The organism is Actinoplanes sp. NPDC049668 (genome assembly GCF_044465445.1).
In the GTDB taxonomy this organism is placed as follows: domain Bacteria; phylum Actinomycetota; class Actinomycetes; order Mycobacteriales; family Micromonosporaceae; genus Actinoplanes.
Genome location: NZ_JBITLR010000003.1, coordinates 830,018 through 841,525 on the forward strand (window position 1 = coordinate 830,018; position 11,508 = coordinate 841,525).

The following is an 11,508-nucleotide window of genomic DNA, read 5'->3' on the forward strand; positions in this document are numbered from 1 at the left end:
CCCTAGGCCGCCGCGTCGGTGTCGCCGGCGCGGCGGCTCGCCGGGTGGGCGAGGCCCGGATCCAGGCCCTCCTCGACCACCGCGGCGGGCCCCAGCCGGGTGAAGGCCGCCGCGGTTGCCGCGACGAACGCGACGCCGAGCAGCCAGCCCGCCACCACGTCGCTGGTCCAGTGCACGCCGATCACGACGCGGGTGAGGCCGGTCAGCACGGCGACGGCGATCGCCGCGCACCAGAGCAGGCCGCGCCGGCGGCCCTGGACCACCGGCAGCAGTACCAGCACGAACACGCCCGCGGCCAGGGTCGCGTTCAGCGCGTGCCCGGACGGGAACGAGAGGCCGGGCGCGCTGGCCACCGGGTCGAGCAGGTCGGGCCGGAGCCGGCCGACCAGCAGCTTGAGCCCCGCGCCGAGCAGCCCGCCGACCGCCATGGTGACCGCCACCCAGAGCGCGAGACGGCGGGCGCGGCGCCTGATCAGCCAGATCGCCAGGAACAGCGCCGCCAGCCGCAGCGGGTTCGGCGAGAAGATCGTCGTCCACCACAGCGCCGCGCGGGTCCAGTGGGGGTGGCTCAGCGCCCAGTCGTGCAGGGTGCTCGTCACCGCGACGTCGAGCTCGTGCAGCGGCGTCCAGCCGCGGGCGACCAGCGCCGCGAGCAGCGCGAACGGCACCAGCGTCAGGACCGCGACGAGGACGGCCGTGGTGAGTCGTAAACCGATCTTCACCCGCCTGTCCCTACCCTAGAATTCGAGCCGCCAACCCCTGCCGTGTACCTGGAGGCCATCCGTGTTCGTCCTGGGAGACCTGGTGAGGCTGCGGGCCATGGAGCCGTCCGACGCCGAGGCGCTCTGGCGATGGAACCACGATCCCGAGGTCATGCGCTGGATGAACGACAACTACGCGCAGTCGCTGACCCGGGTGCGGACGTACCTGCAGGAGCGGCCGCGCAACGACTACGGCGACGTGCTCTTCGGCATCGAGGTGATCGGCGACGGCCGGCTCGTCGGCCTGATCCGGCTGCACGGCGCCGAGCCCGAGACCGGCAAGGCCGAGCTGGACATCTACCTCGGGGAGAAGGACGCCTGGGGCAAGGGGTACGCCACGGACGCGGTCCGGCGGGTCTGCCGCTACGGCTTCGACAAGATGCGGCTGCACAAGATCACCCTTACGGTCGTGACCGAGAACCACGCGGCCCGGCAGGTGTACGACAAGGTCGGCTTCGCCGAGGAGGGCCGGCTGCGCGAGGTCTTCCGCCGCGACGGCCGCTGGTACGACAAGTACACGATGGGCCTGCTCGAGCGCGAATTGGCCTGAGTTCAGCCGTCGGCGGCGGCGAGGGCGATGCGCTCGCCGGGGAAGACGGCGAGGTCGCGGCGGTCGGAGCGGAGCAGGTCGGCCCGGTGTTCCTCGGCGCCGATGTCCGTCAGCGGCGTCAGGCCGTGCGAGCGCAGGCGGGCGGCCATCTCGGCCGGATGGTAGGCGCTGCGCCAGCCCAGGCGGCGTGACCAGCGGCCGTTCTCGCTCCGGTCCGCCACGGCCCTCGGCATATACGTGATGATCACGCGGCTGCCCGGCGCGAGCCCGCCGGCGTAGGCGAGCACCCGGTCGACGGCCTCCCCGGCGACGTACATGGTCACGGCCTCGCAGAGCAGCAGGGTGCGATCGGTGCCCGCGCTCGCCAGGACATCCGCCGCGTCCGGACTCGTCAGGTCCAGCGGCAGGTAGCTGACGTGCGCCGGCAGCGCGCCCAGCGCCCGGCCGAGGGCCGCCTTCTTGATGGCCTGCGTCGACGGCAGGTCGAACTCCCAGACCCGGGCCGCGGCCATCTCCGGCATCCGGTACGGGCGGGTGTCCAGGCCTGCCCCGACGATCACCACCCGGTCGATCCCGGCGGCGAGGGCCGACCGGCAGGCGTCGTCGATGGCCCGTGTGCGGCAGATCACCGCGCCGTAGAAGCCCGGCCCGGCCCGCTCCAGCGCGCGCAGGAACAGCCACCGCAGCGGCCGGTGCGCGACCATCGTCGCCGGCCAGCCGGCGAGCATCCGGGCCGCGAGCGGGTCGTCGAACAGCGGCCGCGGCGCGTGCTGCTCCAGCGCCCGGATCACGGCGACGCCGTCGGCGGTCCTCTCGACGCGCATGCTCAGGCCGCCTGGCGCAAGGTATGCGCTCTGACCGTCTCATATGGACTCGCTGCCATGCCCGGCAACTTAGCGCCGCGAGACCAGCCAGTCAGCCCGGCGTCAGACAGTGCGAAATCCGGCCGAAGGCTCGATCTTGTGTCCGGTATCACCCATATGACGAGGTTTTCCGGCGCCGAAATCCTCAAGTCTCGCTATTCGGGTCGTTCGCAACCGGGCGGCACCGGTTCGGGACCGGGTCGCGCACCGCACGGACCGGATTGTTCTCCCCATGCCCGGCCGAACGTGAAGCCGGAACATGCGGGGGGAAACCGAAGATGCGTACCACGTTTGCGAAGTCGTTGACCGTTCTGACTGCGATGGCCCTGGGTGCGGGTACCGCGATGGCGGGTACCACCGCTGCCACGGCCGCCCCGGCTAAGCCGTGTGTGACCGACGCGAACCTGGTGCCGTCGTGTGGCGTGCTCTGGGGTGCCGCCGCGGGTGGTTTCACCACCGCCCCGCGGGATGCGGAGCTGAAGAAGTGGGAGAAGACCTCCGGCCGCACCGCGAGTATCTTCCACACCTATCACAAGGGTGACGAGGCGTTCCCGACCCAGGCCGAGATCGACATGACCTCGGACCCGGCGAACCCGCGGGTGCTGCTGACCAACTGGAAGATCGCCTACGGCTCGTCGTGGGCGAAGGTGGCCAAGGGGGAGCAGGACAAGCGCATCGACGCGTTCGCCGCCCGGGTGAAGAAGACCTACGGTGACAAGAAGTTCTTCCTCGTGCTCAACCACGAGCCGGAGAACGACGTCATCGCGAAGAAGGGTTCGGGCTGGGAGGCCAAGGACTTCGCCGCGATGTACCGCCACACCATCAAGCGCCTGGAGTCCAAGGGCGTCGACAATGCGATCAACGTGATGGCGTACATGGGTAACGAGAAGTGGATGGCCCAGTCCTGGTGGGCCGACCTGTACCCCGGCGACGACGTCGTCGACTGGATCGGCCTCGACTCCTACGTCAGCGCCGAGAAGGGCTACTACCACTACGGCATGTTCGCCGACCTGCTCGACCGTAAGGCGCCGAACGGTCCGACGTTCTACGACTGGGCCACCAAGAAGCACGCGTCCAAGCCGCTGATGATCGCCGAGTGGGGTGTCTACCACCGTATCGGTAAGCCGGTCGACAAGACCGCCGGCTACAACAGTGTGCTGCCGGAGCTGGCCAAGCGGCCCGGGATCAAGGCCATCGTCTACTTCGACACCAAGAACGACGACGAAGGCAACCGCGACATCAGCATCGACAGCACGAAGAACAACCTGGCCGCGTTCAAGAAGCTCGCCGCCAACCCGATCTTCAACGTCAAGATCGCCTGAACCACCCCGCACCACCCCGCACTTTCCCACGAGCCGCCCGGCACCCGCCGGGCGGCTCGACCGCTTTCCGGCCAGGGTCAGCGCAGCGGGCGCCGCCCGGCGAAGCCGAGATCGAGCCGGTGGTACCAGCTCAGCGCGTCCTCGCCCTCCAGCCAGCACAGCAGCACCGGCACGCCGTCGAGATCGGACGGAAAGTCGACGAGCAGCGGGGCCACGCCCTTGAGCTCGGCGCCCGTCCGCTGCACCTCGGTCATCAGCTCGTTGAGCCGGGCCTCCGCCGCCTTCAGCTCGGGCAGGCCACCGAGGTCGGTCGGTTCGCCGCCGGTGGTCAGTGCGGCGGCCAGCTCGACCACGTCGGCACGGACGACGACGAGCTCGTCCAGCAGCGGCCGCAGCGCGGCCAGCTCCATCCGTGCCTCCGCAAGCGTGAACAAACCCATGAGGGCAGTCTGACATCCGGCCGTCGCCGCCGTCGTATCACCCACGCGGGAGCCACGACCGCTGCGAGCCGTTACGGTTGAATAATGACGACCTACTCGGGTCCCGCAACACTGATCCTCGTCGACGGCGCGCGCGTGGACGGCATGGTCTCGCTCGGTACCAATCAACGCGGAGATCTCACCGGCTGGAGCGGCACCTTCCGTCCGGACAAGGTCAGCACGGAACTCCGCAACGCCAGTGACGGACTGCAACTGGAGTTGCCCTATGAGCAGATCGGCGCGGTCGCGGTCACCGGCATCCGACGCCTGCTCGCGACCCAGGTGCTGATGTCGCTGGTCGGTGAGGGACCCGCACCCTTCTGATCTGACACCGCACCCGCGGCGCATACCGGAGGTCCTGTCGTGACCGCTCTCGACAGGACCTCCAGCATGCGCCGGGGCTATTCGTCCCTGGCGACCCTGCGTGCCGCCGGACCTGCGCGCAGGGACGCCGTGCGCAGCGTGCCGGGCCGTGCGGCTCTGGTGGGGAGAAGGGCGGCGGGCTGCCGGGCTTGCGTGTGGGGCTCCTCGTGATCAGGGCGTTGGGGCTGTGCGGTCTTGGTGGGCAGGGCGCGCCGGATGTCAGGTCCGCCGGGAGGGTTCCCGCGCACAGGGTGGTGGGCTGTCGGGCTTGCGTGCGGGGCGGCTTCGGTGGGCAGGGCTCGCCGGATGCCAGGCTCGCCGGGAGAGTTCCCGCGCACAGGGTGTGGGCTGCCGGGCTTGCGTGCGGGGTCGTCGTGATCAGCGCGCCGGGCTGCGCGGTCTTGGTGGGCAGGGCGCGCCGGATGCCAGTCCGCCAGGAGGGTTCTCGCGCACAGGATGGTGGGCTGCCGGGCTTGCGTGCAGGTCCCGGTGCGTAGCGTGTCGGGGCTGTGCGGTCCTGGCGGGAAGAGGGCGGCGGGCCCCCGCCCGCGCGCAGCGCGTCGGGCTATGCGCGGCCGCGGCGGGTAGGTGCGCCGGGATGCCAGGCCCGCCAGCAGGGTTCCTCGCACACGGCGGTGGGCTGCCCCCGGGCTAGCGCGCAGGGTCGTCGCGCACTGCGTGTCGGGGCCGTGTGCTCTGGGGGAGCGGGCGGTGGGCTGCCGGGCCTGCGTGCGGGGTCGTCGTGTGCAGCGTGTCGGGGCTATGCGGCTTTGGCGGGGAGGGTGCGCCAGGCTGCCAGGCCCGCCAGGAGGGTGCCTGCGCACAGGGCGGCGGCGCTGAGCCCCAGCGACCAGTGGATGCCGACGACGCCGCCGAAGAGTCCGACCGTGATGCCGCTGCCGAAGCGCAGGCCGTTGGCGGACATGCCGAAGACGCCGATGACCCGGCCGCGGTCGGCCGGCGGGGCGAGGAGCTGGACGAGGGTCTGCCCGATGGACATCGACGCCAGGTTGGCGACGCCGCCGATCACGAGCAGCAGCACCGACAGCGGGTAGCTGCCGGAGGCGGCGAACAGCAGGGTGCTGAGCCCGTAGACGCCGGTGCTGACGACCGCGGCGGTCACCGTGGGGCGGATCCGGCCGGTCGCCTCGAGCAGGATTCCGCCGATCACCCCGCCCGCGCCGTTGGCGAACAGCAGGATTCCGTACGCCGTTCCGGCGCCGCCGGCGCCCAGGTCCTGCGCGAAGATCGGCATCGAGGACTGCATCGAGGCGCCGACGAAGAACGAGCCCAGCCCGCCCAGGATGATCATGCTGAGGAGCGTGTGGTTGGACCGGATGTCGCGCAGCACGCGTACCGAATCGATCAGGCCCATCCGGGGCCGGGAGATTCCGTTGTCGCGGGTGTGTCCGGTGAATTTGGTCCGGAATAGGAAGATTGTCAGCGGTAGGTAGAAGGCGACGTTGGCGAAGATGCCGGCGGTCGGGCCGAGGCCGAGCAGCAGCGCCGAGCCGACCACCGGGCCGAAGAGGACGCCGAGGCTGCGGAAGGTCGCGTTGAGACGCACGGCGCTGGGCAGGCCCTCGTGGCCGACGAAGTCGTGCAGCATCAGCTGCTCGGCCGGGCCCCAGAGGCAGCCGGCGATGCCGTGGATCACCAACAGCACGCACGCGGACCAGACCTGCAGGGAGTCGGTCAGCAGCAGCACGCCCCAGCCGACGGAGGCGAGCATGAACAGCGCCTGCCCGGCCTGGATGACCCGGCGGCAGTCGAAGCGGTCGGCCAGGGCGCCGGAATAGACCGAGAAGAGCAGGAACGGCACCCAGTGGCTGATCACCTGGAAGCCGGCCAGGGCGGGTGAATGGAACCTCTCCCAGAGCACCCAGTACGTGATGACGTGCTCGATGTTGTCGGCCATCATCGCCAGCGCCGCCCCGAACAGGTACGGCCGGCAGTCCCGGTTGCGCAGCGCGGCGAACCGGCGCGCCGCGGGGACGGCTACCTCGGGGGCGGTACTCATGTCAGGGCTGACCTCCCCGCAGAGCCTCGTCGATGCCGCCGCGGACCGCGAGCGGGGTGCGGTCGAAGGTGAGCTGGGCCACCGGCCCGACGTTATGGTCCGGCGTGCGGGGGTACTTGGCCGTACGGGACGAAAGGATATGAAGCCATGAATGTCGAGCCGGAGCGTCTGGACCAGAAGATCGCCGACCTGCAGACGCAGGTGCAGGACATGCGTCGCCGGATCGGCGATCGCGCGGACAGTCCGACCGACGCGGCGGAGGTGTCCTCGCTGCTCACCGAGGTCGAGGAGCAGGAGGCGATCCTCGCCGCGCTCACGGCCCGGCGCGATGAGATAAAGGAACGGCCGCTCCGCTGATCACCCGCCCCGGGCCGAGCCTGCTCCGGATGGAGATCACCAACGACGTCGACCCGCCAGCGGGCTGAATGCGACGCCGGTGCCAGCCCAACGGCCCCGGGTCAACGATTCGCGCGGTGCCAGCCCAACGGGCCCGGGTGCACGTTCCACCAGAGGCGCCGCCACCAGGAGCGCCTGGCCCGCAGCGCCTCGGCGTAGGCGACGGCCTGGCTGCCGGCCCGCTCGGCCTGCTGTTCGTCCGCCGCGTCCGGCGCGAACGCGGCCGTGTTCACCGCGGCGACCAACTCGTCCAACGGCGGCATCGGCCGACCCTCGGGTGGCGTGGCGGCCCGCACGGCCGGCCGGACCCGCCCGCCCGCGTCCCCAGCCACCGCCCCGCCGGACCAATCCGCCCCGCCGTCGCTGCCGCCCACAGCTCCGGCGCCGCCCGGCCCGGCGCCGACTACCGCAGGTCCGCTGCCGCCCGCTGGGTGTCCGGCAGCGCCCGCCCCGGGTCCGGCGCGGTCTGCTGCGGGGCGAGCGCCGCCCGGCCCGGAGCCGCCTGCCGCAGGTTCGGCAGCGTCCGCCGCAGGTCCGGCGCTGCTGGCCGCGGGCCTGGCGTCGTCTGCCGCCGCCCCGGCCGCGAAGGCGGCCACTTCCGTGGCCGCGAGGTGTGGCGGGGCCGGTCGGCCGGCGAGCCGCAGTGCGTCCGTGAACTCGAACCACGCCCCGGTGATCCGGTCGTGCGGCGCGCCCGTCCCGAGCCGTCGCCGACGCAGCCCTCGCCGCATCGCCACGATCGTTCCCGCCGCCGCGAGCAGCACCAGCAGCGCCGATCCGCCCGCGCCGGTCGCCACCAGCGCCGCGGGTGGCCCGGCGCCCGGCCGGATGCGGGCGTCGGCGAGCGCCGGGGGAGCGGACGCGCTGGGTGCCTCGCTGGCCGGTGGCGGCTCGGACGTCGGCGGCGGCGTCGTCGGCTTCGGTGTGAAGTCCTCCTCGACCGGCCGCGGCGGCTGGTCGCCCTGCGGCATCGGGTCGAACGCCACCCAGCCCAGGTCCTCGAAGAGCACCTCCGGCCAGGCGATCGCGTCGGCGCCGGTGACGGTGCCGCCGGCCCGCGGCGCGTCGAAGCCGACGACCACCCGGGTCGGCAGCCCGGTCAGCCGGCCCAGCAGGGCGAACGACGCCGCGAACTGCTCCGACGTGCCGCGCTGGCCGCCCTGGTCGCGGGGGCCGAGCAGGAAGAACTGCAGATTCGGGTACGCGTGCCCGCTCGGCGCGTCGGGCACCTTGCGGTAGTGCTCGGCCAGGAACTCCTCGATCGCCGCCGCCCGGTCGTACGCGCCCGCGTTGCCGTCCGCCAGCTGGTCGGCGAGGCGCTGGATCGAGTCCGGCACCCCGGTGCCGACCTTGAGGAAGCGTGCCACCGCGTCGCCGGTGGGCGAGTCCGCCGTGGGCAGCAGGTTGTAGTCGGGCTCCCGGGTCTCGGAGGTGACCGTGTAGCGCAGGCCCGGCTTGAGCACCTCGGGGCAGATCAGCGTGCCGGTACCCGGGTCGTAGGCGACCCGGGCGCCGTCGACGCCGGTCGGGGTCGGCACGACCGGGAGCAGCCGCCCGGTCAGCTCGTCCACGACGATGTCCTGCCTGACCCGCCGGGCCGGCACGTCCGGCGGCGCCGGCGGCGCGGGGAGCACGCGCCCGGCGTTGCGGTAGACCGCGCCGACCCGCCACGTCACGCCGTCGTAGTCCGGCAGCACCGCCAGCCGCAGCCGCAGCGAGCCCTTGCCCGGGTCGGCGGGGCCGACCTCGAGGAGCTTCTGTTCCGGCGCCAGCGCCCAGCCGGAGATCCGGTTCAGCGGGCTCTCGTCGAGGCTGTCGACCTGCGGCGGCTCCACGTACTTGCGGGGGTCGACCGGTGTCGCCGAGACCCGGGCGCCGACCAGCGGGCCGACCACGACGATCAGGCCGACGAGGACCGCCAGGGCGACGGCGGCGCCGGCCAGCGCCCGGCCGCGTACGGCCGCGCGGGCCTGCGCCGGCACCTCGTCGAGCGCCGCGGCCGCGGGGGGCCGGGTGGTGACCGCGAGCGCGAGCACGACCAGCGTCGCGAACAGGATCGTCGGCCAGCCGGCGCTGCCGGCGTTCGGGCCGACGACGTAGAGCGCGCCGCCGTAGAGCAGCGCGGCGGGCACGAGGCCGAGCAGCACCCGGCCGGAGCGCACCGCGACCTCCGCGCCGGAGAGGCCGGCCAGCCACGCCGCGACGACCGGCACGACGATGGTGTCGGGCGTCGACTCGACCGGGATCATGGCCGTGAGCAGGCGGGGGATGCCGTTGGCGAGGGCGTCGGGGACGATCGACGGCAGCGGATCGGTCAGCTCGGCCCGACCGGCGGCCAGCCGCAGCGTCACGAGCGTGTAGCCGGCCAGCAGCAGCACCGACAGCGGCGCGACCGTCCACGAGGGCAGCCGGCGGGCGGCGACACTGACGCCGACCGACCCGAGCGCGGCTCCGGCGACCGCCTGCATGAGCAGCGCGTCCGCGTAGATCCGGCCGAGGACCACACCGGAAAGGCCGATCAACACCACGAGCGCCACCGGTACGACCGCCGCGCGCAGCCACCTCACCATCCGCGCACCCCGTCCCAGGCGGCGGCGAACTGCGCGCCGTCCTCGGCCTCGATGACGATCAGGCCGCCGCCGGCCGTCACCGGCGCCGCGTCCGGGTCGCCGAACAGCCCGGCGATCACCACCGGGTACGGGCCGCGCAGCCCGGTCACCGCGCCGAGGTCCGCGCGGCCGCCGGGCCCGGTGAGGTAGACCAGGGTGTCGCCGAGCCGGTTCTGCCGCAGGCTGCGCAGGGTCTGTGTCAGGTCGCCGGGGCGCAGCCCGGCCTCGGTCAGCACGTCGAGGAAGGGGCCCGGCGCCGGGCCGGAGACCAGGTGCAGGGCGACCGGCAGGTCCTCGCGCACGGCGGCGGCGACGATCGACGCGGCCGCCTCGCACGCGGCCTCGAACGAGTCGGCCGTGCCGTCCTTGACGTGCGGGTGCGCCGCGGCGCGGTCGTCGAGCAGCACGATGATCGTCGGCTCGCTGGTGTCCAGCTGCTCGCGGACCATCAGCTCGCCGACCTTGGCCGAGCTGCGCCAGTGCACCCGGCGCAGCTCGTCGCCGTACACGTACTCGCGCAGCGAGTCGAAGGTGATCGTGCCCTGCGGCACCTTGTCGATGCGCCCGTCGAGGCTGCGGGCCATGCCGGCCGGAACCGCCCGCAGCAGGTGGATGCGCGGGTGCACCCAGACGGTGGTGGCGCCGCCGTAGGTGCGCGACAGCGTCATCAGGCCGAGCGGATCGCCGCGGGTTACCCGCAGCGGCCCGACCGGCACGACGCCGCGGCGCCGCGTCGGCACGGGGTAGACCACGGTGGTGTCCCGGCCCGGGCGCAGCCGCAGCAGCGGCACCGGCACGCTCGCGGCGCCGCACCGGTCGACCGCGACCAGGTTCGCGGCGCGCAGCCGGCTGGTGTTGCGCACGGTCAGCGTCATGTTCGCCGGCTCGCCGCGGGCGACCCGGTCGGGCTCGGCGACCCGCTCGACGCCGAGGCCCGGCCGCCACACCGCGAAGACGACCCCGGCCACGACGGCAACGCCCGCCGCGGTACCCAGCAGCGCCAGATCCGGATACCCGAACCGAAACCCGGTGAACAGCAACACGACGGCGGCACCGATCACCCCAGCACCACGGGCCGTGACGCCCCGCGCGGTGACCCTGCGCGCCGTGATCCGGCGTCCGGCGATCCCACCAAGGCGCCTCACGCCGGGGGTCAAGCCACGACGCTCTGGTTGTCGGGGAGGGGGACCGGTACCGAGCGGACCGCGTCGTCGAGGACCTCGGTGGCGGTGACGCCGCGGAGTTGGGCGTCGGGTGAGAGCAGCACGCGGTGCGCGAACACCGGCTCGACCAGCGTTTTCAGGTCCTCGGGCAGCACGTAGCCGCGGCCGTTGATGAGCGCGTAGGCGCAGGCGGCCCGGGTCAGGGCGATCACGCCGCGGGGGCTGACGCCGACGCGGACCTGCGGGTGGTCGCGGGTGGCGGCGGCGAGGCGCACCGAGTACGTGTAGAGCGGGTCGGCGATGTGCACCCGCTGCGCCATCCGCACCATCTCGCCGACGGTGGCGGTGTCGGTGACCGGTTCCAGGGCGTCGGGTGAGCGCAGCGCGGCGCCGCGCAGCACCTCGACCTCGACGTCCTCGGCGGGGTAGCCGACCGAGAGCTTGACCAGGAAGCGGTCGAGCTGCGCCTCCGGCAGCCGGTAGGTGCCGTCCATCTCGACCGGGTTCTGCGTCGCGACGACGAGGAACGGCTGCGGCACCGCGTGCGGCACGCCGTCGACGGTGACGCGGCGCTCCTCCATGACCTCCAGCAGCGCCGACTGCGTCTTCGGCGACGCGCGGTTGATCTCGTCGGCGATGACGATGTTGGCGAAGACCGGCCCGGGGTGGAACTCGAAGCCGCGGCTCGCCTGGTTGAAGATCGTCACGCCGGAGACGTCGGAGGGCAGCAGGTCGGGGGTGAACTGGATGCGCCGCCACTGGCCGCGTACCGCGGCCGCGATGGCCCGGGCCAGGGTGGTCTTGCCGACGCCGGGCACGTCCTCGAGCAGGACGTGGCCCTGCGCGAAGAAGGCGGTCAGCGCGAGCCGCACCACCTCGGGCTTGCCCAGCACGACGGCGCCGATCCGGTCGGCGAGCTGCGCGGCCAGGGCGGCGAAGCCCTGCACGTGCTGGGGCGGAAGGGGCTCGGTGCTCACGGGCG

Annotated in this window: 11 protein-coding genes; 4 read left to right on the forward strand and 7 right to left on the reverse strand. The window is 73.0% G+C overall.

Annotated features, from left to right (window positions below; translation table 11 throughout):
- Positions 1–2 precede the first annotated feature (2 nt).
- A complete protein-coding gene (locus ACIBSW_RS16565) occupies positions 3–722 on the reverse strand; it encodes a phosphatase PAP2 family protein (protein WP_354728275.1) in 720 nt (239 codons plus the stop codon).
- Between the two features lie 61 nt (positions 723–783).
- Between ACIBSW_RS16565 and ACIBSW_RS16570 the strand changes: the two genes are divergently transcribed.
- Positions 784–1,311: a GNAT family protein gene (locus tag ACIBSW_RS16570; protein ID WP_354728277.1), complete on the forward strand. Its 528-nt coding sequence runs from the start codon at positions 784–786 to the stop codon at positions 1,309–1,311.
- Positions 1,312–1,313: 2 nt separating this feature from the next.
- Here ACIBSW_RS16570 and ACIBSW_RS16575 read toward each other — a convergent pair whose 3' ends face one another.
- Complete coding sequence (locus ACIBSW_RS16575; RefSeq protein ID WP_354728279.1) at positions 1,314–2,135, reverse strand: SAM-dependent methyltransferase; 822 nt, start codon at positions 2,133–2,135, stop codon at positions 1,314–1,316.
- Between the two features lie 317 nt (positions 2,136–2,452).
- Here ACIBSW_RS16575 and ACIBSW_RS16580 point away from each other — a divergent pair, with 317 nt between their 5' ends.
- Positions 2,453–3,496, forward strand: coding sequence for a glycoside hydrolase family 26 protein (locus ACIBSW_RS16580; RefSeq protein WP_404799350.1), 1,044 nt, complete (start codon positions 2,453–2,455; stop codon positions 3,494–3,496).
- A 77-nt stretch (positions 3,497–3,573) separates the two neighbouring features.
- Here the strand turns inward: ACIBSW_RS16580 and ACIBSW_RS16585 are convergent, their stop codons facing one another.
- Positions 3,574–3,936, reverse strand: a complete 363-nt coding sequence (locus tag ACIBSW_RS16585; protein WP_354729552.1) for a DUF2203 domain-containing protein — start codon at positions 3,934–3,936, stop codon at positions 3,574–3,576.
- An 84-nt stretch (positions 3,937–4,020) separates the two neighbouring features.
- Between ACIBSW_RS16585 and ACIBSW_RS16590 the strand changes: the two genes are divergently transcribed.
- Positions 4,021–4,299, forward strand: coding sequence for a hypothetical protein (locus ACIBSW_RS16590; protein WP_354729554.1), 279 nt, complete (start codon positions 4,021–4,023; stop codon positions 4,297–4,299).
- A gap of 799 nt (positions 4,300–5,098) precedes the next feature.
- Here ACIBSW_RS16590 and ACIBSW_RS16595 read toward each other — a convergent pair.
- On the reverse strand, positions 5,099–6,358 hold the full coding sequence (locus ACIBSW_RS16595) for an MFS transporter (protein ID WP_354729556.1): 1,260 nt from the start codon (positions 6,356–6,358) through the stop codon (positions 5,099–5,101).
- A gap of 147 nt (positions 6,359–6,505) precedes the next feature.
- Between ACIBSW_RS16595 and ACIBSW_RS16600 the strand changes: the two genes are divergently transcribed.
- Positions 6,506–6,715, forward strand: coding sequence for a hypothetical protein (locus ACIBSW_RS16600; protein ID WP_354729558.1), 210 nt, complete (start codon positions 6,506–6,508; stop codon positions 6,713–6,715).
- A gap of 101 nt (positions 6,716–6,816) precedes the next feature.
- Here the strand turns inward: ACIBSW_RS16600 and ACIBSW_RS16605 are convergent, their stop codons facing one another.
- The 3 genes from ACIBSW_RS16605 to ACIBSW_RS16615 all read right to left on the reverse strand — a co-directional run bounded on the left by ACIBSW_RS16605 (position 6,817) and on the right by ACIBSW_RS16615 (position 11,503).
- Positions 6,817–9,324: a transglutaminaseTgpA domain-containing protein gene (locus ACIBSW_RS16605; RefSeq protein WP_354729560.1), complete on the reverse strand. Its 2,508-nt coding sequence runs from the start codon at positions 9,322–9,324 to the stop codon at positions 6,817–6,819.
- Positions 9,318–10,424, reverse strand: a complete 1,107-nt coding sequence (locus tag ACIBSW_RS16610) for a DUF58 domain-containing protein (protein WP_354729562.1) — start codon at positions 10,422–10,424, stop codon at positions 9,318–9,320. The genes ACIBSW_RS16605 and ACIBSW_RS16610 overlap by 7 nt, the downstream gene beginning before the upstream one ends.
- A 92-nt stretch (positions 10,425–10,516) precedes the next feature.
- Complete coding sequence (locus ACIBSW_RS16615; protein ID WP_354729564.1) at positions 10,517–11,503, reverse strand: MoxR family ATPase; 987 nt, start codon at positions 11,501–11,503, stop codon at positions 10,517–10,519.
- Between the last annotated feature and the right edge of the window lie 5 nt (positions 11,504–11,508).

What these genes read in the sequence shown, in the direction of transcription:
- ACIBSW_RS16605 (WP_354729560.1), bottom strand. Translation starts at nt 9,324, where the DNA reads ATGGTGAGGTGGCTGCGCGCGGCGGTCGTACCGGTGGCGCTCGTGGTG.
- ACIBSW_RS16585 (WP_354729552.1), bottom strand. Translation starts at nt 3,936, where the DNA reads ATGGGTTTGTTCACGCTTGCGGAGGCACGGATGGAGCTGGCCGCGCTG.
- ACIBSW_RS16575 (WP_354728279.1), bottom strand. Translation starts at nt 2,135, where the DNA reads ATGCGCGTCGAGAGGACCGCCGACGGCGTCGCCGTGATCCGGGCGCTG.
- ACIBSW_RS16600 (WP_354729558.1), top strand. Translation starts at nt 6,506, where the DNA reads ATGAATGTCGAGCCGGAGCGTCTGGACCAGAAGATCGCCGACCTGCAG.
- ACIBSW_RS16590 (WP_354729554.1), top strand. Translation starts at nt 4,021, where the DNA reads ATGACGACCTACTCGGGTCCCGCAACACTGATCCTCGTCGACGGCGCG.
- ACIBSW_RS16580 (WP_404799350.1), top strand. Translation starts at nt 2,453, where the DNA reads ATGCGTACCACGTTTGCGAAGTCGTTGACCGTTCTGACTGCGATGGCC.
- ACIBSW_RS16595 (WP_354729556.1), bottom strand. Translation starts at nt 6,358, where the DNA reads ATGAGTACCGCCCCCGAGGTAGCCGTCCCCGCGGCGCGCCGGTTCGCC.